The sequence below is a fragment of the Dactylosporangium aurantiacum genome (genome assembly GCF_000716715.1).
Classification (GTDB): domain Bacteria; phylum Actinomycetota; class Actinomycetes; order Mycobacteriales; family Micromonosporaceae; genus Dactylosporangium; species Dactylosporangium aurantiacum.
This window is the reverse complement of the sequence record NZ_JNYJ01000075.1, coordinates 1-26,776: the sequence shown is the minus strand read 5'-3', so window position 1 is coordinate 26,776 and position 26,776 is coordinate 1. Positions and strand designations below refer to the sequence as shown.

Annotated in this window: 19 protein-coding genes and 2 pseudogenes; 9 read left to right on the top strand and 12 right to left on the bottom strand. The window is 70.6% G+C overall.

What is annotated here, in order from left to right; translation table 11 throughout:
- Window positions 1-95: 95 nt before the first annotated feature.
- Window positions 96-272, bottom strand: a complete 177-nt coding sequence (locus OP18_RS59350; RefSeq protein WP_169788993.1) for a hypothetical protein — start codon at window positions 270-272, stop codon at window positions 96-98.
- Between the two features lie 351 nt (window positions 273-623).
- On the opposite strand from OP18_RS59350, the gene OP18_RS47335 reads away from it, so the two are divergent.
- Genes OP18_RS47335 through OP18_RS47320 form a run of 4 tightly spaced genes read left to right on the top strand, consistent with a single transcriptional unit; the run spans window position 624 to window position 13,679 of the window.
- On the top strand, window positions 624-3,443 hold the full coding sequence (locus tag OP18_RS47335) for a helix-turn-helix transcriptional regulator (RefSeq protein WP_033366888.1): 2,820 nt from the start codon (window positions 624-626) through the stop codon (window positions 3,441-3,443).
- Window positions 3,444-3,500: 57 nt separating this feature from the next.
- Window positions 3,501-4,970 (top strand): ComEC/Rec2 family competence protein, encoded by a 1,470-nt coding sequence (locus OP18_RS47330; protein WP_033366886.1) that lies wholly within the window; start codon window positions 3,501-3,503, stop codon window positions 4,968-4,970.
- A 15-nt stretch (window positions 4,971-4,985) separates the two neighbouring features.
- Window positions 4,986-6,338 (top strand): hypothetical protein, encoded by a 1,353-nt coding sequence (locus tag OP18_RS47325; protein ID WP_033366885.1) that lies wholly within the window; start codon window positions 4,986-4,988, stop codon window positions 6,336-6,338.
- A 30-nt stretch (window positions 6,339-6,368) separates the two neighbouring features.
- Window positions 6,369-13,679 (top strand): phage tail protein, encoded by a 7,311-nt coding sequence (locus OP18_RS47320; protein WP_033366883.1) that lies wholly within the window; start codon window positions 6,369-6,371, stop codon window positions 13,677-13,679.
- 90 nt (window positions 13,680-13,769) lie between these two features.
- On the opposite strand, the pseudogene OP18_RS58330 reads toward OP18_RS47320, so the two are convergent.
- Window positions 13,770-14,010: pseudogene (locus tag OP18_RS58330) on the bottom strand (ISKra4 family transposase); the annotation flags it as partial.
- A gap of 138 nt (window positions 14,011-14,148) precedes the next feature.
- On the opposite strand from OP18_RS58330, the pseudogene OP18_RS47315 reads away from it, so the two are divergent.
- A pseudogene (locus OP18_RS47315) lies at window positions 14,149-14,370 on the top strand (transposase); the annotation flags it as partial.
- 157 nt (window positions 14,371-14,527) lie between these two features.
- On the opposite strand, the gene OP18_RS47310 reads toward OP18_RS47315, so the two are convergent.
- Window positions 14,528-15,196, bottom strand: coding sequence for an esterase/lipase family protein (locus OP18_RS47310; RefSeq protein ID WP_156090296.1), 669 nt, complete (start codon window positions 15,194-15,196; stop codon window positions 14,528-14,530).
- A 618-nt stretch (window positions 15,197-15,814) separates the two neighbouring features.
- On the opposite strand from OP18_RS47310, the gene OP18_RS62230 reads away from it, so the two are divergent.
- The 3 genes from OP18_RS62230 to OP18_RS47300 all read left to right on the top strand — a co-directional run bounded on the left by OP18_RS62230 (window position 15,815) and on the right by OP18_RS47300 (window position 17,569).
- Window positions 15,815-15,949, top strand: coding sequence for a hypothetical protein (locus OP18_RS62230; RefSeq protein WP_260710557.1), 135 nt, complete (start codon window positions 15,815-15,817; stop codon window positions 15,947-15,949).
- Window positions 15,950-16,199: 250 nt separating this feature from the next.
- Window positions 16,200-16,571 carry a hypothetical protein gene (locus OP18_RS47305; protein WP_156090295.1) on the top strand — a complete coding sequence of 124 codons (372 nt, stop codon included), beginning with the start codon at window positions 16,200-16,202 and terminating at the stop codon, window positions 16,569-16,571.
- Window positions 16,572-16,573: 2 nt separating this feature from the next.
- Entirely contained in the window at window positions 16,574-17,569 is a 996-nt protein-coding gene (locus tag OP18_RS47300; protein ID WP_033366879.1) for an SDR family oxidoreductase, read from the top strand.
- Between the two features lies 1 nt (window position 17,570).
- On the opposite strand, the gene qcrB is transcribed toward OP18_RS47300, so the two are convergent.
- From qcrB to coxB, 9 genes are all read right to left on the bottom strand, one after another.
- Window positions 17,571-19,262 (bottom strand): cytochrome bc1 complex cytochrome b subunit, encoded by a 1,692-nt coding sequence (qcrB, locus tag OP18_RS47295; protein WP_063745783.1) that lies wholly within the window; start codon window positions 19,260-19,262, stop codon window positions 17,571-17,573.
- Entirely contained in the window at window positions 19,259-20,044 is a 786-nt protein-coding gene (locus tag OP18_RS47290) for a QcrA and Rieske domain-containing protein (protein WP_052388432.1), read from the bottom strand. The genes qcrB and OP18_RS47290 overlap by 4 nt, the downstream gene beginning before the upstream one ends.
- A gap of 83 nt (window positions 20,045-20,127) precedes the next feature.
- Window positions 20,128-20,943, bottom strand: a complete 816-nt coding sequence (locus OP18_RS47285) for a c-type cytochrome (protein WP_052388431.1) — start codon at window positions 20,941-20,943, stop codon at window positions 20,128-20,130.
- Window positions 20,944-20,967: 24 nt separating this feature from the next.
- On the bottom strand, window positions 20,968-21,360 hold the full coding sequence (locus tag OP18_RS47280; protein ID WP_211273899.1) for a c-type cytochrome: 393 nt from the start codon (window positions 21,358-21,360) through the stop codon (window positions 20,968-20,970).
- A complete protein-coding gene (locus OP18_RS47275; protein ID WP_081971748.1) occupies window positions 21,357-22,226 on the bottom strand; it encodes a cytochrome c oxidase assembly protein in 870 nt (289 codons plus the stop codon). The genes OP18_RS47280 and OP18_RS47275 overlap by 4 nt, the downstream gene beginning before the upstream one ends.
- On the bottom strand, window positions 22,214-22,612 hold the full coding sequence (locus OP18_RS47270; protein WP_033366877.1) for a hypothetical protein: 399 nt from the start codon (window positions 22,610-22,612) through the stop codon (window positions 22,214-22,216). Before OP18_RS47270 ends, OP18_RS47275 begins: the two co-directional genes overlap by 13 nt.
- Entirely contained in the window at window positions 22,612-23,241 is a 630-nt protein-coding gene (locus OP18_RS47265) for a cytochrome c oxidase subunit 3 (RefSeq protein ID WP_052388429.1), read from the bottom strand. Before OP18_RS47265 ends, OP18_RS47270 begins: the two co-directional genes overlap by 1 nt.
- Window positions 23,238-25,154, bottom strand: coding sequence for a cytochrome c oxidase subunit I (gene ctaD, locus OP18_RS47260; RefSeq protein ID WP_052388428.1), 1,917 nt, complete (start codon window positions 25,152-25,154; stop codon window positions 23,238-23,240). The genes OP18_RS47265 and ctaD overlap by 4 nt, the downstream gene beginning before the upstream one ends.
- A gap of 25 nt (window positions 25,155-25,179) precedes the next feature.
- Window positions 25,180-26,172, bottom strand: a complete 993-nt coding sequence (gene coxB, locus OP18_RS47255; RefSeq protein WP_033366875.1) for a cytochrome c oxidase subunit II — start codon at window positions 26,170-26,172, stop codon at window positions 25,180-25,182.
- 158 nt (window positions 26,173-26,330) lie between these two features.
- Between coxB and ccsA the strand changes: the two genes are divergently transcribed.
- Window positions 26,331-26,776: cytochrome c biogenesis protein CcsA (ccsA, locus tag OP18_RS59345; protein WP_211273898.1), on the top strand; the 446-nt coding region annotated here is incomplete at its 3' end.

Below are 26,776 nucleotides of genomic sequence, written 5' to 3'. Positions count from 1 at the left end.
ACTGGTGTGGTAACCGAATCCAACCCCGACGAGGCCAACTCATTGGTACGCCGATCAATCCGGGCGAGTTACGGACATAACTATTGGACAGGCGCTTAGAAGCCGCGGACGGTGCGCGACGGGCGGCCCGTGTTCGTCACCGACCGTTCCAGCACCGTGACCTGATGGCGCAGGGCAAGGATTTCCACGTCCTTGTCCCGATTGCTCATCGGCAGCAGCCGCAGCACCGCGAATGGGTTCGTGACAGCCAGGTACGCCAGTCGCAGCAGCACGGCAGTCCATCATGCCGCATCGATCCAGCTACGCCCAGGCCCAGCGATCAGATCAACGCCTCCGATACCCCACACTGGCCTTCACCCGTGCGGATGGGGTTTTCGGCAAGCGCAGCGTCCGGAGTGGACGCGATTCGGCGTTCCAGCGCCATTGGACAATCAGGCGCCTGCTGTCGCCGTTCGGCCGCCGCCGGGAACCTGGGCCGGCCGAGGTCTGGCGATCCGGTGCATTGCCCCGGTTTGGTGGGTGCCCGGAGGATGGGAACGCGGTGATCGGCCGCCTCGATCGGGTGCTCCGCCGTCGGCGCTGTCAGGCGGATCGGGCGCCCAGGGGAAAGGAAGGCTCCGGAGGTGTCCTCGGCCGAAGAGCTGGTGGGACGGGATGCCGAGCTGGCCGTGGCGGCGGACGCGGTCCGCGCGCTGAGCGCCGGCCGGGCGTCGGTGCTGGCAATCGAGGGCGAGGCCGGCATCGGCAAGACCCGGATGGTGCAGAGCGTCGTCGACGATGCCCGGTCGCGCGGTATGGCGGTGTTCAGCGGCCAGGCCCACCCATTCGAGCGGACCCGCCCGTTCGGTGTGGTCGCCGCGGCGCTGGGTCTGAGCCGGCGCTCCGCCGACCCGCGGGCGGCGGCGATCGGGGCCATGCTGGCCGGCGTGGACGGGGCGGAGCCGGCCGCTGTCGACGTTCGCTACCGGGTGGTCGAGGAGATCGTGGACCTGGTGGAGACGGGCTGCGCCGCGCGCCCGGTGCTGCTGGTGGTCGAGGACATCCACTGGGCGGACAGCGCGAGCCTGTTGGCGATCCTATCGGTGGCCCGGCAGCTGCCGCTCGCGCCGCTGCTCGTGCTGGTGACCACCCGGCCGTCGCCGCCGGCGGACGCGGCCCGGCTGCTCGACGACCTGGCGGCCGGGGGCGCGCGTACGCTGCGGCTGCCACCGCTGTCCCACGGCGACGTGGTGACGCTCGCCGGTCGCGTGCTCGGCGCGGCTCCCGGTCCGGCGCTGACCGCGCTGCTGGCCAAGGCCGGCGGCAACCCGCTGTGGGCGGCTTCTATGCTGCGTTCGCTGGCCGATGAGGGCGTGCTGCGCCGTACCGCCGGCAGCGTCGAGACCACCACCTCGACGGTGCCGGCCTCGCTCGGTGACCTGGTGATTCGCCGCATGCGGCCGCTGTCGCGGGAAACGGTGGAGCTGCTGCGGGTGGCGGCGGTGCTCGGCGACGCCGTGTCGCTGCGCGACGTGGCCGCCGTCGACCGCCGGTCGCCGACCGAGATCGCCGCGCGCCTCGGCGACGCGTTCGACGCCCGGATTCTCGACGAGGTCGACGATCGGGTGGTGTTCCGGCACCAGCTCGTGCACGACGCGATCTACCAGCACATACCGCCGCCTTCCCGGCGCCTGCTGCACCGCGAGGCCGCGGTCGCCCTGATGGCGGCGGGCGCGAACCGGCTGGACGTGGCGGACCACCTGATGCTCGGCGCGGAACGGGGCGACAACCAGGCGGTGGCCTGGCTACGCGACGCCGCCCGCGAGGCCTCGACCCGGGCGCCGTCGGTCACCGTCGAGCTGCTCCGCCGGGCTGAGGCGCTGCTTCCGGCGGGGCACCGCGACGCGGACCTGGTGTCGGCGGAGGTGGTCCAGGCGTTGCTGCGCGCAGGGGAGGTGGCCGAGGCCTCGGACCGTGCGGAGGCGATGCTCGCCCGGCCGCACGCGACCGTGCTGGACACCCCGCTGCGCGTCGCTCTCGTCGGCGCGCTGGCGCTGCAGAACCGGGCCGCCGAGCTGATCGCCGTGGTGGAGGCCAGCCTCGCCGCCCGGACCGGGTTGCCGGCCCCGGCCGAAGCGCTGATGCTGGCGCAGCAGAGCTGGGCGCTGACGTACACGGATGATCCCCGCGCGGGCGAGTCGGCTGCCCGCCGCGCGCTGAGTATCGCCGAGCACGCCGGTGACGCCGCGATGACGGTGTGGGCGTTGACGGGGTTGCTGGTGGCGGTGGGCCGGCAGGGCCGCTTCGAGGAGGCGCTGGGCCACGCCCGGCGGGCGGCCGGCCTCGCGGCCGGGTCGCGCGACGTGCGGTCGCTGCCGCTGCAGCCCAAGTTCTTCCTCGGGCTGGCACTGTTCGACTGCGACCTCGTCGCCGAGGCGCGCGCCGCGTACCGGCAGGCCCTCGACGACGAGTTCGGCGCGGGATGGTGGGTGTCGGACACGCTGATGGCCGACGCCCAGGCGTCGTTCGCCGTCGGGGAGTGGGCGGACGCTGCGCCCGGCCTGGTCGCCGGCGGCGAGGCCGCGGTCGAGAAGGGTAACCCGCTCCTGGTGGCCCAGTCGCTGGCCTACCGGGTCAGCATCGCGACCGGCATGGGTGACCACCGGACGGCCGGGGAGCTGGCCGCGGAGCTCACCGTCCCGCTGGCGGGCGAGCGGCTGAGCTACAACGCGGGGATCGTCGCGTACGCGGTGGCCGGACTCAAGGCGGCCGAGGGCGACCAGGTGGGGGCCTACGACCTGTTGCTGCGCTGCTGGCGGTGCGACGCCGCGCGGGAGAACCGGTTCTACCACCGCTGGCTGGCCCCCGATCTCGTCCGCCTGGCGCTGGCGATCGGCCATCGCGACGTCGCGGCTGAGGTGGCCGACGCGGTGGCGGCCGGAGTCGCCCTGGCGCCGGGCGTGCCGACGGTACGCGCTCTTGCGCTGCGCTGCCGGGCGCTGGTCGATCGCCAGGTCGAGCCGGCGATCGAGGCGGTTGCGCTGGCCCGCCAGACACCGCTGCTCGTGGAGCACGCCGGCGCTGCCGAGGACGCGGCGGAGCTGCTCACCCGGGACGGGCGGCGCGACGAGGCGGCGGCCCTGCTGGCCGAAGCCCTGGCACGCTACGAGCAGGCGGGCGCCGACGCCTGGGCCGGCCGGGTCCGGGCGCGGCTGCGGTCCCTCGGCGTGCGGCCCGGGCCGCGCGGGTCGAGGACTAGGCCGGCCGCCGGCTGGGACAGCCTCACCTCGACCCAGCGAGCGGTGTCGATGCTGGTGGCCGAGGGGCTGACCAACGGAGCCGTGGCCCGGCGGCTCTACATCTCCCCGCATACCGTCAACAGTCACCTGCGGCACGTGTACGCCAAACTTGGCGTGCCGAACCGCGTCGCGCTCGCCGCCGTGGTGCATCACTCGATCAAGTGATGTCTCCGCCGCCGTCGGCCCACACCATCGATCCCACGCGGCAACGGTGGAGGAAGCGTGGCGAAGAGCGCGTCACTGGAGATACACGTCATCAACGTCAGCCAGGGGGACAGCGTCCTGGTCGTCAACCGTGATCTCGCGGCGTTGGACGCCCGGCTCCCGCTGCCCGGCCGCCCGACGGACCCCATCGACTGGGTGCCCTACGCGAGGGCTACAGGTATCTCGTTGCAGGGGACCGTGGTCAAGGCGTTGCTGGTGGACGCCGGGGACCACGGATACGGCGGCGATGTCGTGGACTACCTGGTGAAGCTCGGGGTCATCGATCCGGCCGCGCCGAACGGCTACCAGCCGAACCTGACGATGCTGGCCAGCCACTACCACGACGACCACTTCGCCGGGTTGCGCAGCGTGCTGTCCAGGCGCGTCAAGCCGCCGAAGGGCGGCAAGACCACATACCCCGTGTTGTACCGGCCGGCGGTCGTCATCCAGGAGGCCCGGACCTACCCCGGGGTGCCGACAGGACGGAGTTTCAGCCGGTTCCAGGGGTCGATCCAGAACGCGAGGACCCCGCCGGGGCCGGCGACCAAGCTGGTCGAGCTCCTTCCCGGTGGCCTCGGCGCTCTGGGCGCGCCCGCGCAGTACGAGATCAACCTTGGGAAAGGCCACACCGGGCTCTCGATCGTGGCCCGTGTCGTCGCGTCCGGGCAGCAGATGTGGTCGCCGGTGACCGGCGCGACAATCGTCAATTCGCGGACGAAGGAGATCGACCACAACGACCGGTCGATCGTGCTGATGCTCGAATACGGGTCGTTTCGATGCCTGCTGGGCGGTGACATCGCCGGAGACGGCGGCTCAGCCGGCGGTAACGAGGGTCCCGGCGTGGTCGACCCGAAAAAGAGTGGGAAGAAGTACAAGACCCAGCACGCTGACGTGGAGTCGAAGCTGGAGCCGTTTCTGGCCGCGAACTTTCCGAGGACGGTGATCCCGACGGCCGGGCAGCCGAAGTTCCAGACGTCCGGATACGCCACCGTGCTGAAGGCCAATCACCACGGCTCGAACACCAGCGTCGACACGTACTTCCTGGCCAGGGTCCGGCCGCTGATCTTCGTCGTCAGTTCGGGGGTCAAGGCGCGGTTCCATCGCCATCCCACGGCGGAGGTGATGTACCGCGTCGACAGCACGACGAAGTGGACCCAGAACGACAAGGCGAAGACGGTGGTACCCAACAGCATCAATGGCTGGTACATCACCGAAGTGGCCAAAACGGTCAAAGGCCAGCCGTTCACCGTCGACGTCGGGGCCAGCAAAATCATCGGATCGACGGTCGTCCGTCCGGTTGACGAGAGCATCCAGGACATCCAGAACGCGGGCCATTTCAACACGCCGCTGGAGGTGCAGGTCTACGGCGTCGGGGTGCTCTCCGACCTGTCCAGGTCGACCAAGTCGGTACGCCCGGTCGTCCCACCGGCGAACCCGGCCGGCGCCATCTATCCCGTCGGGCCGTGGACGCATACGGACCTGCACTGACCTGAGGAGACGGCCATGGCGCTGCGCCCCATCGAAGACCCCGACACCGGCTGGCACTCCGTGTCCGGTGTCGCCCGCGACCCCACCGTCATCGCGCCGGTCGGTCGCCGGCTGTACCGGCACGGCGCGCACATCATCGGATTCGACGACAGTTTCGCCGATTCGATCGTGGTCCGCGCCTACTACGACCCGGCCGCGGAGACCGGGCCCAGGGCCCGGAGCGTGCTCGACGGAGGAGGTGTGGTTCACGTCGGCTACATGCAGTTCATGCAGCTCCGGTTCCTCGGCCAGAGCATCCCGCCGGAAACATACGGCGGGCGGCTCGGCGACCGCGGCCCGTACGTCTACGACAACAACTTGTTCGTCGACTTCATGGGACCGGCGGACGCCAGGACCCGGTCCATCCCGGTGCCGTTCTACCCGTACAACGGGATGCTGGTCGCCGGCATCAGCACGATGGACGAGCTGTACCTCCATCCGAAGCCCAACGGCTCGCTGTGCAGCCCCCGCAACCTCGGGCGGCCGGACCAGTCGGTGGTCGCCTCGCTCGTCGCGGAGATCGCCCCGGGCCTGGTGACGCCGCCCGACGTCGCGGCGATGCTGACCCCGACGAAACTGAAGTGGGTGCTGCCCACGGCCCCCGCCGTGCTGGCCCAGCGCGAGGCCTACCAGGTAGCGCTCGGCGCCCTGCGCACGCCGGACTCGCCGCCGGACTCGCCGCCCGCGCTGGCCGGACTCCGCAACGAGGACATCGCCGCTCAACTCGTCGGCGACTACGTGCTGCTCGGCCTGCCCGATCCGGAAAACCTGGGCGACACTCTGGTGATCACGACGGAACCGGGGAACAACGGCCTCACCAACGTGCTGGTGTACGCGCTCAGCGACTATGACATGGAAAGTATGACCGCCGACGCGGGCCGCCTGGCGCTGCTGCGGATCCGGGACTGGATGGTGAATGAGGGCATCAACCTTCCCGTCCGGGCACCGATCCGCACCTACGGCCGCAACGGGCTGCTGACCTCCCCGTACGCGTTCCTGCCGGCGGAGCCGCCCCTGGAGTTGCAGTACTGGACGGTCGCGGTCGCCCGCCTCGGAGCCGCGCAGGCGACCTATGCCCACCACCCGCTCAGCGGGGTCACCTGGTCGGTGTGGTTCGGCTACGACGAGGACAGCGGCGAGTTCACCATGACCAGGCTCAGTTCGCCGCGGCTGGCCGGTGCGGTCGAGGTACGCGACGGCATCAGGAAGTTCATCGACGCCCGCGACGGCGCGGCCGGCCAGCGCATCGACACCAGTAACTTCACCCGGGCCGCGATGCTACGCGACAGCTTCGGCTCCGGTGACAAGCCGGCACTGCCCGACGCCTGACCGGGCCCACACGATCCTAAGGAGCGGCACATGGCCGACAGCCCGGCCGCGACCGCGGTCCTCGCCGACCTGCGCGACCGCCTGGTCCAGCGGCGGACCGGCACCGCCGGCGCGTGGACCTACGCGCTGGACGCGACCGTCCTGCCGGACACCGGCGACGGGAAGCCGAAGGCGGTGCGGACCGCGTTGGCGGCCGCGCTCGCGCCCGGTGCCGGCGCCACGCCGGCGATCGTCGCCTCCGGTGACCCGGTGCTCGGGTCGCCGGACGGACCGCTGCACCTGTCCGGCACCTCGGCCGCCCTGACCGGCGCCGCGCGGACCGTGGTCAACCTGGAGTTCTCCGTCGACGCCACCGGCTCGCTGCAGGCCGTGTGGACGGCGACCCCGCCGGCCGGCTGGACACTGTCGTGGGCCTTCGGCAGCCTGGCCGACACGCTCCTCGACGACCTGCCGGTCAGCGACGTGAAGTTCGCCGCCGCCACCGCCAGGACCACCGATCCGGGGTGGTTCTTCCCGCTGGCGCCCGGCCTGCAGTACCAGGCGACACTGGCCGTACGCACCGACCTCGCCCCGGCCTCCGGACAGCCCGACGAGCCCGGCGCCCAGTACACCCGCATCGGCGGGCCGGTGACGATCACCGTCGGCGATCAGCCCGGGCGGCTCCTGCGGCCCGAGTTCCGCTGGCGGGCCGAATCGGCGCTTGCCCCGCTGACCATCGCGCCCACGGGCCAGGCCGCACCGCTGAGCCTCACCGGCGGCCAGCCGCTCGTGACCTGCGCCCGGGGCGACGACGGGGCGAGCGTGACGGTGTCGGCGGCGATCACCGGCTCGGTCGCGCTCGGCGGCGTCCCGCTCGAAGGACGTCTCGACCTGCCGACCGTCGGCCGTGACACGCTGACCTTCACCGCCTCGCCCTCCAAGACCAAGCTGACCACCCGGGCCGTCCTGACCGACGCGGGCATCCTCGACGTCCTGGGCGGCGAGCTCCCGGCGAACCTGCTCGCGCTGGCCGGAGCGTCGGTGGCCGGGTACACGCTGACCTTCGGCGCCGGCCCCGACGTGCCCAGCACCACCACGCTCACCGTCGGGTTCGAGTCCGCCACCTGGACGATGCTCACCACGCCGCGGCTCGCCGTGACCGGCCTGACGCTCACCACGACGGTGACCCGGGCGACCGGGTTCCTGGCCGAACAGCCGGTCGCGTCCTGGAGCGTCACCGTCGCCGGCCAGATCGAGCTGGGCACGACGCCCGGGTACCAGCTGACCGCGTCGGCCGACGCCAACGGGCTGTGGTACCTCGACGTCACCGCCGCCGGCCGGTCGCCGCTCGCCGACCTGGCCGGCCTGGCCGGACGCAGCTCTACCGATCTGCTCGCGGTGCTGCCCACCTCGCTGGCCAACGACGGCGTCGTCCCGGTCCGCTCGGCCAGCATCGTGGTCGACGCGACCAACCAGGCCCTCCTCGCCGTCACCGTCGCCATCGGCCACACCAGCGACTGGTCGCTGCTCGGCGGCGCGGTGATCCTGTCAGGCTGGCAGGCCGAACTGAGCGTCGAGCGCGACACCGCGAACCTTCCCTGGACGGTCGGCGGCATGATCAGCGGCACCATCACGCTGCGCGGCGGCGGCCACTCGACCGGCTTCGCGGTCGAGGTCCCGCTCGCCACCGGCGGCGGCCACCTGTGGACGCTGCGCCTGGCCCCCGACTCGACCGTGGAACTGCCCTCCATACGTCAGGTGCTGTCCCTGCTCAGCGCGGATGCCCACCTGCCGACGCAGGTCGCGTCGTGGGGCGATCTCGTCCTCACCGACTTCGTCCTCGCGGTCAACCCCGACACCACGGAGCTGGAATACCTCACGTTCGACGGCCACCAGACCGGCGCCTGGGTCATCATCCCACCGAAAGCCCTGGTCATCTCGAACGTCGCGGCCGAGCTGGCGCTGGCCCCCACCGTCTCCGGCTGGATCGGCGGCACGCTCATGCTGAACGGGTCGACGGTCGGCGTCCGGGTGACCCGCGACAGCGCCGGCGGTACCTGGCAGCTGGTCGCCGCGTTCGAGCAGCCGGTACCGGTGGACAAGCTGACCGAGATCGGGTCCTGGTTCGACGGGGCGGGCGCGCAGGCCGTGCTGGACGGGATCCCGATGACGGCGGGTGTCGTCGTCGGCGATCTCACCGTGGACTTCGCCGACGACGACACCGGAGCGCCGACGCTGATCGGGGTGCGGGTGACGATCGCCGACGAGTGGCCGGTGATTCCGGGCCACCTGTCCCTGGCCTACCTGCGGGCGGCCCTGCGGATGCCCTATCCGGTGAAGCCGGGCGGCATCACCGGCACCGTCGCCGCGGCGGTGACCGTCGCCGCGGCGGTGACCGTCGCCGGCACCAGCGTCGGGCTGACCGCCAGCACGCCCGCCGTCGGCCAGCCGTGGTCGTTCTACGGCGAGTTGCTGACCGGCCGGGCCATCAACCTCGTGGACGCGGCCGGCGACGCCGGCGTGCCGACGCCGGCGCTCCCGGCCGATGCCAAGGACTTCGGCCTGCCCATCTCGATCGAGATCGTGTCGGCCACGGTGACGGCGGTGCCCGCGACCGGCGCGTTCCACCTCGACGGTCAGGCCCGCGTCAACTGGCCGATCAAGCTGGGCTCACGGTCGCTGACCATCTCGTCGCTGGGCGGCTCCGTCGACATCGACCGCACCGGCGACCCGGTCCGGGCGATGCTGACCGGCGGGTTCAGCTACGCCGGCATCGACGTCACACTGGGCCTGGCGATCGGCGGGGCCGGCGCGCCGACCGTGCTGACCGGACAGGTCGAAGCGGCCCGGGCTCCCGCGATCCACGTCGACACCCTGGTCGACGGCATCGGTGCGGCGACCAGCGCGCAGCACTGGGCGACGGTCGCCGCTGGGCTGCCCGCCGTGACCTTCCACTCCGCCGTGGTCTACCTGAACCTGACCGAGTCGACGCTCATCGTGTACGGCTCGATCGGGTGGGGAACACACGTGGTCGCCAACGGCATGGTGTACCTCAACGGCCAGCCGAACCAGCCGTGGCGGTACGCGGTGGCCCTGTCGCTCGGCTCGGCCTTCACGTTCGGCGCGCTCAGCCCGGCCCTGGCCGCCGCCGACAGGTACGTCCAGGTCACCAAGGCCTACCTGGTCGTGTGCGACCTCGCCGGTACGTCGCTCGGCGACCTCGCCAGCACGACGACGAAGCAGCTGACCGCCGCCGTGAAGAACGGCCCGACGCCGCCGCTGGCCGGCGTGTCCGGTCCGGCCCTGGCGCTGTCGACCGGCGCCTACTTCACGGCGACACTCGACTTCGGCACCGGTGCGGTGCTGCCCCACATCCGCGCGCTGGGCTCGTCGGGAAGCACCGACGACGTCCGGCTGACGGCGCTCATCGACACCGCCAACCCCACCCAGACCGTCTTCACCGCCGAGCTGCCCGACATCACCATCGCGAACACGATCGTGCTGACCGGCACCGCCGCCCACCCGGCCCTGCTGCTGCGTTACCGGCCGGCCCTGGGGAACCAGGTGGACCTGGTCGGCCGGGTCACGCTCCGCGAGATCTTCGGCCAGGAGTTCAGCCTCGACGTCACCCTCACGAGCACCGACACCCGCCTGACAACGACGGTCACCAGCACCGGGCCGGACATCGCGCCGTCCTGGCTGCCGTTCGTCGTGCTGTCGCAGCCGAAGCTGGAGATGATCTACACCTGGGCCACCGCGGCCGGCGACGGCTCCGCCGCCCAGCCGGCGACCTCCAGCATCAAGCTGACCGGAACGGCGTTGCTGGGCCGCGCCCCGGAACCCGGCCACACGGACACCCGCGCCCGCCTCGACGGCCAGCTGGTACTGCTGTCCGGCACCCCGGCACTGGTCGCCATCACGGTGGCCAAGGACCTCTCGCTCGCCGCGCTGCTCGTCGACTTCGTCACCGGAACCGCCCCCACCTGGACGTTCATCGACGTCACGTTGGGCAGCGGCACCCAGCTGTACTACTTCAACAGCGCCGCCGACCCGGGCGGGTCGCTCCGGCTCGCCGACGGATCCCCACCGGCAGACGGGTTCCACATCGACGCCCTGATCACGATCACCCTGGGTGATGCGTTCAGCGGGAAAGCCGTCCTCGACGTGACGAAGGACTCCAACAACCAGTACACCCAGGTGTCGGCCGCGGGCGCGTTGACCAACCCGGTCGACTTCGACTTCGTCCAACTGGCCGGCCCGAAGCCACCGCCTCAGGGAGGGCTGCACAGCGGTGGTCCGGCGCTGAGATTCCGGACCGGCGCCGGCTTCGCGCTGACAACCGGCATCAACTTCCTCCAGATGGCGTTCGCGGTCGCCAGCGTCACCGTGGCCAAGGGAACCGACGGCGGCACGGTGCTGACCGGCACGCTCACCGCCGACCAGAACCTCCCGGTGTTCGGAAACAAGAGCTGCACGTTCACGTACACCACCCACCCGACGACCAAGGTGAACGAGTTCGCGATCACGGACTGGCCGAGCTTCGAGTTCGCCGAGGACCTCATCAAGCTGGTCACGACGATCAACGAGCTGGCCGGCTCCAACTCGTACTGCGGGGCGCTGTCCGACTTCGTGGCCGCGACATATACGACGAAGTTCACGCTGAGCCCGTCCGTCACCCTGAAAGACAACAACCTGGTGTTCGCGCTCACCGGCACGTACACCCTCACCCTGGACGGCGGCAGCGAACCGTTCCTCACCCTGGACATGCCTCCGGTGACTGTGCTCATCCCGGTCAAAACACAGTGGTCGGACCTGCCCAAGGCGCTGAAGGACGGCGTGACCGCGGCGGCCCGCACGTTCGCCACCGACCTGCTGCGCCAGCCGGACAAGAGCGCCCTCTTCCTCGCGGTGGTCTTCGGCAAGGAGGCCGTCAAGGTGGCCGCCGAACTGGTGTGCAACTGGCTGGTCGACGCGGCGACGGCGCAGGCCACCGAGGCGGCCCTCTTCGCGCTCGGCGAGGGCCTCGGGTTCGTCGCCGCGGGGAAGGCAGCCCTCGATGCGTTGAAAGGCGCGGGCAACGCCGGCGCCGGCACCAAGGGGCACCTCGGGATACCGCACCTGCGGTCCGCCAGCTACACGAACGGATCGGTCGACCTCTCGTGGGACCCGGCCCCCGGTGCCAACGGCTACTACCTGGAACTGGGCGACACGCGGGCGGTGGCCCACACGACAGTCGGCAACGTGATCGAGGGGAAGCTCGCCGTCGATCCCACCCCGCTTCCGCCGGCTCCCTACAAGGCGCAGGTGCGGGCGCTGCGCGGCGCCGATCTCGGCGCCGGGTCCAACGAACTGACGCTCATGAAGTACGCCGGACCGGCGGTGACGCTCGGCTACAGCGGGTCGAACCTGACCGCGCGGTGGACGGACTCTGCCGCGGCCAACTACGTGGTGCAGTTCTTCGACCCGTCCGGTACGCCGATCGGCCCGGACCAGGACGTCGCGAAAGGCGTCGGGTACGCCCAGGTGACCGTCGCCGACCCCGTCGCGGACTTCTACACCGCCCGCGTGCGCGCACACGACCCCAACCAGTTCCCCGGCGCGTACGGCGACCGCGGCCGGCTCAAGGTCGTCTCGTTGGCCGCGCCCAGCGCCCCCGCGATCAGCCGCTCCGGGGCCGCGCTGGCCGTGGCCTGGACCGCCGCCGCCGGGTACAGCTACGACTTCGTGCTCACCGACAACACGAATACGCTGGCCACCATCTCGGCGACCGGGTCACCGGCGACGATGACCCCGAGCGTCGCGCTGGTACGCGGCCAGACGTACCAGCTCAAGATGCGCGCCCGCGGTACCGACGCGCTCAGCCCGTGGACGACCACCCAGTTCGCGGCCTGGGACGTACCCGTGCCCGCGCCGGCCTCGGTCGACATCAACGACATCGCGGGTACGCTGACCGTGACGTGGACGCCGGTGGTGCTCGCGGCCGGCGCGTCGGCCCCGGTCTACCGGCTGGAGCTCTTCGACACGGCCAACCCGCGACAGGTCATCGGCGTACGGTCCGAGGTGATCAGCTCGCCCAGCCCGATCTCCCGCACCGATGGCAAGAAGCTCGACGTCGGCGCGACCTACCAGGTGTCGGTCCGGACCGAGGCCGCCGGCAACGCCGGCCCGTGGGCGTCCTCGCCGCCACTGCGCGCCATCGGTGAGCTGGGTGCGCCGTCGTCGGTGGTGTTGACGGCGGAGGGGTCGGTGTTGTCGGTGTCGTGGGTGGCGCCGGTTGATCCGCCGGGTTTGGTGGGGTCCTTGCGGTTCGGTGCGCGGTTGGTGGCGGTGGTGTCGGGGGTGGCGACGGTGGTGGGTGAGGATGCGGATCTGGCGGTGCCGTCGTGGACGGCGGTGCGGTCGGATCGTCGGGCGGCGGTGGGGGGTGAGGACTACTACGTGGAGGTGTGGGCGTGGGCGGCGCATCACACGGGTGTGATGGCCAGTTCGGCGACGGTGCGGATTCTGGGTCGGCCGGTGGTGAGGGGGGCGACGTATGGCGGGGGGACGATCGTGGTGTGGTGGTCGCCGGATGTGGATGCGTCGTTGTTTGAGGTGTCGGCGGCGACGACGGGTGATGTGGTGACGGTGGCGTCGACGGGGTCGCCGGGGTACGTACCGGTGGCGGGTCATGCCGGTGGGGTGTCGTATTGGGTGGTCGTGCGGTCGACGCGGGCGGGGTCGGTGAGCGATCCGAGTGTGGCGTATCAGGTGTCGGTGACCGACGCGGCGACGAGTCTGTATGTCAGCGGCGGTAGCAAGGGGCTGCGGCTGGAGTGGGCGCCGGTGCAGGGGGCGGCCTATGACGTGGTGGTCCGGGCGGCCGCGACGAACGTGCAGGTGCAGTACGCGCACGAGGTCCTTCCGTGGGCCGTGCTCACGGCACTTTCGGATATGACGCCGAACACGTTGTACGCCGCGCAGGTGACGCCGATGTTCGGCCAGATCGCGGGCAAGGTGTCGGCGCAGGCGGCGTTCGTGACGCCGGCCGCGCCGACCGGCCTGTCCTCAGCCTTCGACGGGCACAACCTGACCGTCAGTTGGACCGCGTCGTCGGGAACGGTCTCCGGCTACCTGGTCACGGTGCTGGGGCCCAACGGGAGCCTGGCCACCACGAAGACCGTGCCCGCGGCCGCCGACCCGGCCGGACACCACCAGATCCAGATCCCGACCAGCGCGCTGAACCTCGGCTCCGGCACCTACACCATCACCGTCGAATCCCAACTCGCCGCCATCACCTCCCCACCCACCACCACCACCATCGACATAACCCAACCGGCGGCCGTCCGGACCCGTCACCGTCGCTGGTGGCGATGGTGGTGACCCGCGGCGGGCGCGGCGGCTTCCGGCGAGATGAGTGCTTCCTGACAGTGCCGTGCTGTTTGTATGGGTGCGGCTCCCTTGGATGGATGGTCATGCCGGTGCCGGGATGATGCCGTCGCGGTAGCTGCTGGTGTGGATGCGGTGGTATTCCTGCTGCAGGTGGTAGGCCCAGTAGGCGTTGAAGTGACCGTTGCTGGTCAGGGCGCGTAGCTTGAGGACGGCTTCGGCTCCGGGTAGGCCCAGCGGGGCGCCGGTGATGTCCATCCGGTCTATGACCAGCTGGCGGCAGGTTCCTTCGATGACGCCGGGTGGCGATCGGCCATCCGTTGGCAGGGCTTGGTGGTAGCGCAGGTAGCGGCTTTGTTGAACAGGTAGGCGAAACCACCCAGCACCTGGCCGAACGTTATCGGGTCATGACTGAACCGCCCCGGATTTGATACCGGCCCGACCTCTTGTGGAGGATCGAGTCATGTCACGCCCTTCCCGGTATCCAGCTGAGTTGCGTCAGCGGGCGGTGCGGATGGTCGCCGAGGTGCGGCCGAACTACGACTCCGATTGGGCTGCGATCACCGCTGTGGCGCAGAAACTCGGTATCGGCACCAGTGAGACGCTGCGAAAGTGGGTCCGCCAGGCCGAGGTCGACGCGGGCCAACGCACCGGTGTGAGCACAGATGAGTCGGCGGAGCTGAAACCCTAGATTCAGACGATCAACGCAACGCTGCTGGTGGATGGGTGGATCGCGGCTCGGATGGGTCGACCGAGGTATGTCGGACTCGATGATTGCGGTGTCGACACGACGGCGGCGCCCTCGCCTCGCTGGCTGAGAGCGCCGCCGTGGTTGTGGTCGGCTACGCCGCGATGAACTGCCGGATCTGGGTCATGACCGACGTGTTCGTCAGGAAGCCGAGGTGGGTCTCGCACGCCACGTTCGTGTTCGTGGCGCCGTCCAGGCGGGTGCTCGTGTACGGGATGATGATGCCGTCGCAGGCCGAGTACCAGGTGCGGTACTTTGCCGTGCCCGGGGTCTCGTCGCCGGCCGAGAGGTTCAGCAGGAACAGCGAGCCCGGGTACATCTCGATGCAGCTGGCGTAGATCAGGCAGGCGCCGGCGTAGGTCGTGCCGTGGTTGGCGCCCGCGATCGAGGCCACGTGGCTCACCGAGGACGAGCCGCCCAGCTCCTCGAGGTAGTAGCGGGTGACCAGGCCGCCCATCGAGTGGTTCACGATCGCGACCTTGGACGCGCCGGTCTGGGCCTTGACCTGGTTGACGCGGTCGCGCAGGCCGGCGGCGCTGACCGTGTTGGAGCCGGCCCAGTTGTAGTCGTATGTGTAGAGCCGGGTGAAGCCGCCGGCCCGGAACACCGACAGGGCGGTGGTCCAGTTCGACCCGTTGCCGATGAACCCGTGCACGAAGATCACAGGCGTGCTGGTGGCCGCGGCGGCGGGGTTCGCCGGGCTCACCGCCAGGCCGACCGCGGCGATCAGGGCGGCCCCGACGACGGAGAGACGAGTGCGCATGCGCATTTTGGCTGCCTCCACAGGGGACGGGGTGAAGCGTGGAGCCAGTCTCCGGACGGCGCCGCCAGGCGGGCATCGGTGAAATCGCCGGTCTGTGCCGGACGCGGCACCGGCGGCAACTTCGCGACCACGACCGCGTCGTGGACCCTGCCCGTCGCCCGGGATGGCCTGGCCGATGCCGTCATCACCGAGGTGCCCTTTCCCGCCGTCGAGGAAGAGGAGGTGCTGCTGCGCGTCGAGCGGGTCGGGATGACCGCCAACAAAGTCACGTACGGCGTGCTCGGCGAGTCGTTCCGCTACTGGGAATTCTTCCCCGCCGGCGGGCCGAGCCGGGCCGGGGGCTGGTGCTGGTGTAGGGGTCCGCCGAGGTGGTGGCGTACACCGTGCCGGCGTGCCGGCGGTACTACGGGTAGCTCCCACCGGCGGGCCACCTCGTGGTGCGGCCGGACCGGGTCACCGACCAACGGTTCCGCGACGCGACGGCGCGCTGGTCCTAGAAATCGACCGGCACGGCGGCGCGCCGCTGCAGTGCCCCGACGGCGGCGCGAAGCGCGGCGGCGACATCGTGGTACAGATCTTGAATTGCTAGGTTGAGTCGGGTTCGAGGGTCAGGCCGGTGTGGGCGAGGAAGCCGTCGATGAGATCAGGTCTGTACTGGATGCTCTTGAGCCGGTGCTTGATGACCGCCTGGAGTTGCCCGACGCCGCGGACGGTGAGGTTGCCGATGCTGCGTTTCAGGTGCGTACGCGCTGATCACCGTGGCCGCCGTGGTGTTCTTCGCTCGCCGGGTGCCCGAGACGAAGGGCCGTTCGCTCGAGGACATCCAGCGGGCGTCGGCCAGACACTGACGCCCGGCAGGTTGGCCCGGCCACCGTTCACCGGCGAAGCGTTCACATGATGCCGGCCGTTGCCAGCTGACACGGCATGCTGGCGTTTGGATCGGGTGTGGCCGCGGTAGTCACCTGGTGAAGGGATGCCGCCCGCTGCGAAGAAAGGTCGGCCGATGCCCTCGACGTACCCGCTGCTCCGACGAGCGGCCGTCCTGCGTGTCGCATGGGCGTGTCTGCTGATCGCCGCCCCCGACCGGCTGATCGCCCTCGTCGGCGGCCGACCGGCGACGCCCCCCGCCGTACTGACGGCTCGCATTCTCGGCGTCCGGCACACCGCGCAGGCCGTCGTCACCCTCATCGCGCCCCCTCGGGCCGCTGCACCCGGCGCGGCCGCCGACCTGCTGCATGCCGCTACGGCGGTCGCACTGGCCGCCGCATCCGCCCGGTGGCGCGGTACCGCCATCGCCGACGCCTTGGTCGCGGCCGTCTTCGCCGGTGCCGGGCTCGGTCCGATCGTGTCCGTCAAGCACCGCAAGGAGCGCTGAACATGGCTGAGCGTCGTATCGCTGTCGTCACCGGGGGAACCGCCGGCGTGGGCCGGGCCGTCGTACGCGAGCTGGCCGCACACGGCTGGGACGTCGCCGTGCTCGCCCGCGGGAAGGCAGGTCTGGCCGGTGCCGTTGAGGACGTCGAGGCCGCCGGCGGCCACGGGCTGGGGCTGGCCACCGATGTCGCGGACCCCGCCCAGGTGCGCGACGCCGCCGACCGGACGACGCGCGAGCTGGGGCCCATCGACCTCTGGGTGAACGCCGCGTTCACCGGAAACCTGCGCTTTTTCTGGGACACTCCCGACGAGGAGTACCGCCGCATCACCGAAGTCACCTACCTGGGTCAGGTGAACGGGACACGGATCGCACTCGAGCACATGCGCCCCCGCAACCGCGGTGTGATCGTTCAGGTCGGTTCGGCGCTGGGATTCCGTGGGATTCCCCTGCAGGCCGCGTACTGCGGAGCGAAGCACGCCGTCAAGGGCTTCACCGAGACCGTGATCACCGAACTCAAGCACGAGGGCAGCGCAGTCCGGGTCTGCATGGTCCAGCTGCCGGGGGTCAACTCGGTGCAGTTCGACTGGAACGCGACCGACTTTCAGCGGCATCCGCAACCGGTCGCCCCGGTCTTCGAGCCCGAGCTGCCGGCCCGGGCCGTCCGGTTCCTCGCCGAGCACCCGCGCCGGAACCTGTGGGTGGGGTTCTCGACCGCCTACACCATCCTCGGCAACCGCATCGCTCCGTGGTTCATGGACTGGTACCTCGCCCGGAAGGTGGTGCAGGGCCAGCTCACCGACGCGGATGGGCCACGGTACGGGGCGAATACGTACGAGCCGCGCGATGAAGCCGCCGACCGGGGTGCCCACGGCATGTTCGACCGGCAGGCGTGGACGAGGGATCCCTGGTCCTGGGCGTCCATGCACCGCCGATCACTCACCGGCGCGGCACTGGCCGCTGTAGCGTCCGTTGCATTGCTGCGAATCCGTCGCCGATGACTCACCTGCGTCGCCGGCGGGCCAAGATGGCCAGCACCAGCCACACCAGGGGCGCCGCCGCTCGGCTCAGCCAGTCGGGTCGCGGCGGCTCCGGCAGTACGATGCCCTCCGGCGGCTCGTCCTGGTGCACGAGCAGGTCCGGATAGGCGACGCGAGCGGCATCGATCGCCGCATCCCGGCTTCGGAACACCTCATTGCTCAGCAGCGCCTGGCTGCCTTGCGGCCCCTGCCATCGCCACCGCCAGGTGCCATCCGGATTCCGCCACAGGCGGACCATCTCGTCGTAACGCGGCCGGTCGACCGCGGGCGCGTCGGATGAACTGTCCACCGACTCATGCTGCCGCGCGTGCGCCAGCCCGCGGCGGACGTCGTCCGCCGTGAGCTCGCTGGTGTGCGGGGCCGAGCCGGCCCGCAGCGACCGGGCTACGAGCAGGGTCGCGCCGGCGACCACGAAAGGCAGCGTGAGCACCAGGATCCGGAACAGGTTGAGCAGGGCGGTGACCGGCACGGCAAACAGCCGGGCCATGATGTCGTCCGCCGCTGCCAGGAGCAGAATCGTGAAGAAGGTCAGCGCCCAGGCGCCCACCGCCATGCGCCATGGGCGGTCGCGGGGCCGGTCGAGGACCTGGTGCGCTGCCTTGTCCCCGGTGCGCCGGCGTTCCAACCACGGCCAGGCGTACAGCAGCAGGAACGTGACGCCTCCGAGCACCACGGCCGGGAAGAACGGGGCGGGCACAAGATGACCGAACACATGGAAGTTCACCGGTGGGAACAGCCGCAGGGCACCGTCGCCCCACGCTACGTACCAGTCGGGCTGGGCCGGAGAGGTCGCCTTCGCCGGTCCGAACGGGCCGTAGATCCAGACCGGGTTGATCTGCACCAAGCCGCCCAGGGCGAAGACCACGGCGAGGACCCCGGTGAACAGACTGAGCGATCGCACGGCGTACGCCGGCCACAGCCGGGATCCGACCACGTTCTGCTCGCCGTGCCCCGGTCCGGGGAAATGGCTGTGCTTCTGCCGGACAAGGACCATCAGGTGGACCGAGATCAGGACGACCAGGACTGCCGGCACCAGCAGCACATGGCTGATGTACAGCCGCGGCATGGTCTCAGGGGCGGGGAACTCGCCGCCGAAGACCAACAGGGCCAGCCACGAGCCGACGATCGGGATGGACAGCACGACTGAGTAGATGATCCGCAGACCTGTGCCCGAGAGCAGATCGTCGGGCAGCGAGTAGCCGGTGAAACCGTTGAGCATCGCCAGGGCGAGCATGGTGACGCCGACCGGCCAGTTGAGGTCGCGCGGTTTCCGGAACGCTCCGGTGAAGAAGACCCGGCACAGGTGCACGACGATGGCGGCCACGAAGATGAGGGCCGACCAGTGGTGGGCCTGTCGCATCAACAGGCCTGCCCGCACGTCGTAGCTGAGCGCGACCGTCGAGGCATACGCCGCCGAGACCGTCGAGCCGTTCAGGGCGACGTATGCACCCCGGTAGACGGTCTCCGCCGTGCTCGGCTCGTAGAACAGCGTGAGGTAGACCCCGGTCAGCACGAGCGTCACGAACGAGTACAGGGCGATCTCACCCAGCATGAACGACCAGTGGTCCGGGAACACCTTCGCCAGCGCAGTGCGGGCGATCTTCGTCGTGCCGAGCCGGCGGTCGAGGGCGCGGTACAGCGCTCGGACGATCACGGCAGGCTCCAGAAGCCGGCCCCGGGCGGGGCGGTGAAGTCGCCCCGGGCCCGTAGGTAGCCCTCGTCGTCGACCTCCAACGGCAGACCGGGCAGCGGCCGGGCGGCCGGTCCGGCGATCGGGCGTGCACCGTCGCGCAGGTCGAACGCCGACTGGTGGCACGGGCACAGCATCCGGCCGGTGCCCTCCTCGTACAGTGCCACCGGGCAGCCCGCGTGGGTGCACAGCAGTGAGTAGGCCACCACCCCGCCGTCGACCGAGCCGCCGCTGGGTGGCCGCCGCAGGCGGGCCGGGTCGAGCCGGACGACGAACGCCGGTGCGTCTCCGTCGCGGCGGTGGCCTTCCGGCACCACGATCCTGATGCTGTCCTCGGTCACGTCTTCCGCCCGTACCGGCTGCCCCTCAGGGGTCACCAGGCGGAGCCCACCCTGCCGCCACACCGTGCGCCGTAGCTGGGTGACCGGATCGGGTAGCCGGAAGGCCAGCAGCGACCGCAGTGGAAACAGCGCGGCGATGCCGAGCGATGCCGTCGCGGTGAGGAGCAGGCCGACCAGCCCGCGGCGGCGCACCGGGCTCTGCGGGCCACCGGCCGCGTCGGCCAGCAGCGCCTCCTCCTCCTGTGACGCCGCCAGAGCGGGCCGTGGTTCGACGTAGCCGCCCTTGGTCAGCAGCTTGCGGCCCCAGACCGCGAAGCCGTAGGCCAGGCCGGCCAGGGCGGCCGCGAGACTCACCCCCAGCCACTGGGTATTGCCGCCCATCACGTACGACGTGGCGAACCCCACGGCGCCCAGGATGGTAACGATGAATGCCACTCGGATGCGGCGGACCGCTCCGCGCTCGCCCGCCATGGGCTGCAGTTCGCCGCTCATCGGACCCTGCTCCCCAACAGCCTGGCCCCGAGCAGCAGTACACCCATGCCGACCAGCCAGGCGACCACGCCCTCAGGGAACGGGCCGAGACGCCACAGCCAGAACCCGCCGCGATCGAGATCGCCGTAGTCACCCTGCAGGACCCCGACGTATCCGGCGATCGCATCCACGTCGCCGTCGGACAGCGCAGCCGGCCCGAACGCCGGCATGAGGCCCGGCCCGACCCGTATCGCCTCGCCGACCTGCACCGGCGTGGCCCGGAACAACGACGGGGCGAACCGGCCGTTGTTCAGCGTCGCGCCCACACCGGTGGCGGAGTGGCACGCCGAGCAGTACGTGAGGTACAGCTCCCGGCCAGCGCGCGGATCGCCCGGCTGGACCTGTGGAATCGCGGGCCCGCCGCCGGGCGGGAAGGCGGCCACGTGATCGACGAGGGCACGGATGTCGTCCGCGGAGAAGGCGGGCTGCTGGTGCACGTTCGGATCCTTCTCGCGGTTCAGCGGCATGCGGCCGGTGCTGAGCTGGAAGTCGACCGACGCCGGCCCGACCCCGGCGAGCGTCGGTCCGCGCTGTGTGCCCTCACCCTGGTATCCGTGGCAGCTGGCGCACGCGCGGCCGTACAGCAGTTCGCCACGCCCGTCACCCCCCGAAGACGGCGGCGACCCGGATGGTGAGGAGCTCGGCGCCGGTACGGACGGCGACGGCGCGGCGAGCACCGGCAGCGGCGGCACGACCAGTGCGGTGACGGCGGCCAGTCCCAGTGCAGCGCCGGCCCCGCGCAGCCGGCGACGCCGCGCGGCGGCTGTCGGCATGGTGCTCTCCCTCCGGATGGCAGCTCAGTCGAGGCTGAACAGGTAGGCGGCGATGTCTCTGGCGTCGGTCTCGGAGACCCCGAGGTCCGGCATCGCGGTGCCGGGCTCGACCTGCTGCGGCTCGCGAATCCAGTGCTGCAGGTTGGGTCCGTTGTTGACCAGCTCGCCGGCGATGTAGGAGCGGCTTCCGAACCGCGTCAGGGGCGGGCCGACGAGCCCGTCGGCGCCGCGGACGCCGGGCACCGTATGGCAGGAGCCGCAGCCGTACTGGCTGATCAGCCGGGCGCCGCGAGCCGGGTCGCCGTCGTGAACCTCCACCGGTGGCGGGCTCGGCAAGGTGCTGCAGGCCGCCGGCAGTCCGAGCAGCGCCACCGTGGCCACCGCCGGAACAAGGCCGCGCAGATGCTGCCATCTCACAAGGGGACCTCCTCCGCGACAGGGGACGGCGCGCCGGCCGGATGCCGCCGCTCCAGATCGCGCAGCCAGCTGAGGAACAGCGTCACGGCCACCGCGCCCATCACCACGTCCATCGGCACCCACATGATCAGCCCGGCCAGTTGCTGGTCGCGCAGCGGAGCCGCCGGCGCGAGCGTTCCTGGCGGGTAGACCGGTCGCGGCGCGAGGGTGAGGACGGCACCGAGTGCGGCGGCCGGCATGCCGGTGGCGAACAGCGACAGGAACGCCAGAGGCCCCCGAACGCGGTGTACCCCGGGACTGAGCACCGTCGACCACAGCAGCCACGCCGCGCCGAGCAGGCTGGCGTGTTCGGCGCCGTGCACCGCCGGATGCTTTTCGGCCGCGACATACGGCAGCGGCAGGTGCCAGAACCACAGCACCGCGCTGTGCAGCCCGCCAGCGGCCAGGAGGAGGTTCGTGGGGCGGCGCAGCCACCGAACGGGTGCGCTGGCCCGCACGCGCGCCGCCAGTCGCCGTCCCGACGGCGGTACGGCCAGCAGCAGCGGCAGGCCGGCACCTCCAAACGCCAGCAGCGGCGCCGCCGCCAGCATGAGCAGCATGTGCTGGACCATGTGTCCGGCGAACGACCGCTCGGCCAGCTCATGCACCGGTCCATACAGCGCGAAGGCGACCAGCAGCAGCCCGGCACCGAACGAGCCGGCTCGCGTCCGGGACACCACCGCCCCGGCACCCCGGCGCAGCCACAGCTCGTGCACGCCCCGGCCGTACGCTGCCGCGACGACCGCGAGCGCCGCGATGCACAGCACCTGCGACCAGCGCTCGCCCGCGGCGTCAGGGCCGTGCGCCAGGTGCGCTACGACTGGCATGGCGGAAACACCAGCAGGGCCGCGCCACCGGCCAGAATGATGATCAGGAACAGCCCGTCCGCGCACAGGCCGAGCAGCGCGAGCAGACCAGCGCGCTCGGTCCGCGGATCATCGCCACGACCACGCCCGGACAGCCGGCGCCAAGCCCGCCACGCCGTCCACATCGCGGCCACCGTGACCAGTGCCGGCAGGACCACACCGGCGGCGACCACCGCCTGGACGGGGACCGGGCCGATGCTGGTATGACCGGATCGGCAGGTGAGCTCGTCGGTCCCCCAGGCGACGAACAGGTGCGCGGTCCAGGCCAATGCGCCGCCGAGGACGGCGAACCACATGATCAGGGCGCCGGCCTTCCTGGCCCGTGGTGACGGCATGGAGGCGCTCATCACAGCCTCGGCGAAAGGTAGAGGCACAGCACGATGGCCGCCCAGACGATGTCGACGAAGTGCCAGTAGATGGCCGTGAGCCGCACCCGCTCGTGGCGTTTGTAGCCGAAGCTGCCGCGCAGCGAGGCGGCAAGCAGCCAGCCGACCATGATCAGGCCGACGGTGACGTGGAATCCGTGGAAGGTGGTGATGCTGTAGAACAGCGATCCGTAGGCGTTGGTGGTGAACGTGTACTTCTTGAGCTCGCTGGAGTACTCCAGCACCTGCATGCCGAGGAACGCGATGCCGAGCACGAGCGTGATGGCGAGGCCCGCGCGCAGCCGCCACCGCTGTCCCTTGCGGATGCCGCGCTCGGCCCACATCACCGGCAGGCTGCTCGGCAGCAGCAGCACCGACATGATGATCGGACGGAGCAGGCCGGGCGGTTCGATGCCGGGCGGTGGCCACTGGCCGCCGGATTGGAACCGGACGTAGAAGTAGCTGCCGAACAGCGCCGCGAAGACGGTCGCCTCCGTGGTGACGAACAGGATCATGCCCCACCAGCCGGTCGTGCGGCCGGACGGCATCTCGGTCTCCAGGGCCCGGGGTCGCATCGCCTGCCGGGCGGTGTCAATGGCCGACTCGCTCACCGGGCCACCCCCGCCTCTTCGGCAGAGCGCTGTGGTGGCCACAGCCAGCGCGCGAGCGTCCCGAGGATCACCAGCGCACCGGCCAGTGACACCCAGTACCAGCCTGCCAGTAGGCCGAGCACGACGACGAGGATGCCCAGCGCGGTGACCAGGGGCAGCAGGGATGCCTCGGGCATCTCGATGACGCGCGGTTCCTGGCCGTCGAGTTCACTGCTGGTCACCGTGCGATGGCCGGGCAGGACCTCGCCGGTCGCCAGCGATGCGCGGCTGCGTTTGTCCCACAGTGGGTGCACGCTGTGGACTTGGGCGATGACCTGGAAGTTGTACGGGCGTGGCGGCGACAACGTTGACCACTCCAGCGTGTCGGCGTCCCAGGGGTTCTCCCCCGCGGGCCGGCCACGGCGCACGGTATGGATCACCCCGGTTAGGACCAGGAACAGGCCGATGGCGAGGATGTACGCGCCGATGGTGGCGATGAGATTCCACGGATCCCAGCCGAGTCCGGCGGGGTAGCTGTACACCCGGCGCGGCATCCCGAGCAGACCGGAAATGTGCATCGGGAAGAACGTGGTGTTGAAGCCGATGAAGATCAGCCAGAATGCCCAGCGGCCGAGCCGTTCGTTGAACATCCGCCCGGTGAACTTCGGCAGCCAGTAGTAGATCCCGGCGATCATCGGGAAGACCGCGCCGCCGAAGAGCACGTAGTGGAAGTGGGCGACGACGAAGTACGAGTCGGTCACCTGCTGGTCGAAGGCGGTGATGGCGAACATGACGCCGGTGAACCCGCCGAGGACGAACGTGACGATGAATCCGGCGATGAACAGGAACGGCACCCGCGGCACGATTTTGCCGCGCAGCATGGTGGCGAGCCAGGCGAATATCTGGATGCCGGATGGAATCGTGATGAAGGTGCTCGCCGCGCTGAAGAAACTGTACGACAGTTGCGGCAGGCCAGTGGCGAACATGTGGTGCACCCACACCCCGAAGGAGATGATCGAAATGGTGACGATCGACAGCACCAGCAGGGGGTAGCCGACCACGCCGCGGCGGCAGAATGCCGGCAGCACCTGCGAGACGATGCCCAGCGCCGGCATGACGATGATGTAGACGTCGGGATGACCGAAGATCCAGAACAGATGCTGCCACAGCAACACGCTGCCGCCGTGGGACGGATCGAAGAAGTGCGTCCCGAAGCGACGGTCCAGGAACAGCATCGCGTTGGCGACATTCAGGGCCGGCAGCGCGAAGATCACCATGAAGGACGTACCGACGATCGCCCAGACGAACAGCGGCACCCGGTTGAGCGACATGCCGGGCGCCCGTAGCTTCAAGGCCGTGACGATGAAGTTGATCGCGCCGATCGTCGTCGACACACCGAGGAACAGCAGGCTCAGCGAGTACACGTTGAGCCCGATCCCAGGGGTGTATGGCCGGGTGGTCAGCGGCACGTAGCCGAACCAGCCTCCCGTCGGCGCGGCATGCGCGAGCTGGCTGCTGAACAGGATCACGCCGGCGAGCACGAACACCCAGTACCCGAACGCGTTGAGGCGGGGAAAAGCCATGTCCCGCGCACCGATCAGCAACGGCACCAGGAAGTTGCCGAAGCCGAAGAACATCGGCGTGGCGAAAAAGAAGATCATCGCAGTGCCGTGCACCGTGAACAGCTGGTTGTAGGTCTCCGGCGTCAACAGCTCGCCGCCGGGGCGGGCCAGCTGGGTCCGGATGACCATCGCGTCGACGCCGGCGAAGATGAAGAACACCCCGGCGGTGACCATGTACCGGCGGCCGATCCGCTTGTGGTCCACAGTGCTGAACCACGTGCGCAACGACGGGCGCTCGTGCCACTCGCGCTCGAGCTCCTCGACCGCCTGCGCGTCCGGCAAGGACTGAGGTTGGCTGGTGCTGACTGGCATGAGGCTCCTGGTCTCGGCCGGCGGTTCAGCGCAGGGTTTGCAGATAGTCGAGCAGGTCGGGCAGCTCTTGAGCGGCGACCGGCTGGGGTGGCATACGGTTGCCGGGCTTGATCGTCTGCGAGTTGACCACCCAGCCGCCGAGATGCCCGCGGTCGTTGGGTGCCGCACCGGCGCCGACGCTCCACCGTGACGCGAGATTGGTGAGGTCGGGGCCGACGGTGCCATCGGCCCGCGTGCCGCGAACGGTGTGACAGGCCGCGCAGGAACCGTTGAGGAAGACCGCCCGTCCGCGCTGCTGGGCAGCGGTGAGGCGAGCAGGAGCCGGTGCGGCGATGTCGGCGAGCCAGGCGTCGAAGTCAGCCCGGGACTGCGCGACGACCTGCAGCGCCATGTATGCGTGCTGATCGCCGCAGTACTCGGCGCATTGGCCGCGGAAGGTGCCCACCCGCGCGGCCTTCAGCCATGTCTCGTTCGGCTTGCCAGGGTACAGGTCGGTCTTGGGCATGAGCTGGGGCACCCAGAAGCTGTGCTGCACGTCCGCCGAGCGCAGCCGGACCCGCACCGCCTCACCGACCGGGATGTGCACCTCGTTGGCGGTCACCGCACCGGGACGGTCCGGATACCGCACCTCCCACCACCACTGGTGGCCGACCACCTCCACGGTCGCGGCCGCCCTGGAGGGGTTGGCGATGGCGTCGAGCGTCATCAGACCGGTCCCGTACACCACCGAAAGGATGACGAGCGGTATGGCCACGCCCAGAATACCGACGAACCGGGTCGCATCTCCGCCCCGGACGCGCACCGTCTCCCGGCGTCGGCGCCACAGCGCCCAGCCGAACAGCGTCATCACCTCGACGAAGACGCACACCGAGATCCAGAACATCAGCCACCACAGGCCTTCGACCTGCCGGGCGCCGAATCCTGATGCGTCCAGTGTCGACTGTGGACCGTTCGAGCACGCGGCCAGGCCGGCGAGCGCGCCCGCCAGGACCGGTAGCGTGCGCAGGCTGCGACGCACCGTATGGCCTCCCTCCGACGCCCGCTCGACTTCCCTGCCGCGGTGCGGCTAAACACAATGCCGCAAACGGCGACGAGGCCGTTTGAAGGCGCGGCGGCGGGGAAGCGGCCGCTCGACGGGCGGTCTCGCCCGGGCGGTGTCACCCGAAGGAGCGGCGCATGACGACACAGACGACGAACCGGTCACGCCACGCCGGCCGGGCGCGGCGCGACCTCGGCTGGGCTGCCGGTGGGCTGGGCGCAGCCGGGCTGCTGACCGCCCTCGTGGTGGCTCCCACGGACGACGGCCAAGGGCCGGCGCAACGGCTCATGTACCTGCACGTGCCGACCGCCTGGACGGCGTACCTGGCGTTTCTGACCGTGCTGGTCGCCGGCGGCGGATACCTGCTGCACCGCGACGCCGCCTGGGACCGGGTAGCGCGGGCCGCGGCCGAGGTCGGTGTCGGCGCCGCCGCACTGACGCTCGCGCTGGGCGCACTGTGGGGCCGGGCGACGTGGGGCGTCTGGGTCGTGTGTCGAAGTCATAGCCATTCGTTGATCGCGGCGATGTGCAGGGTGGCTTCGTACCGGACGGCGAGCTTGTCGAAGCGGGTGGCGACACCGCG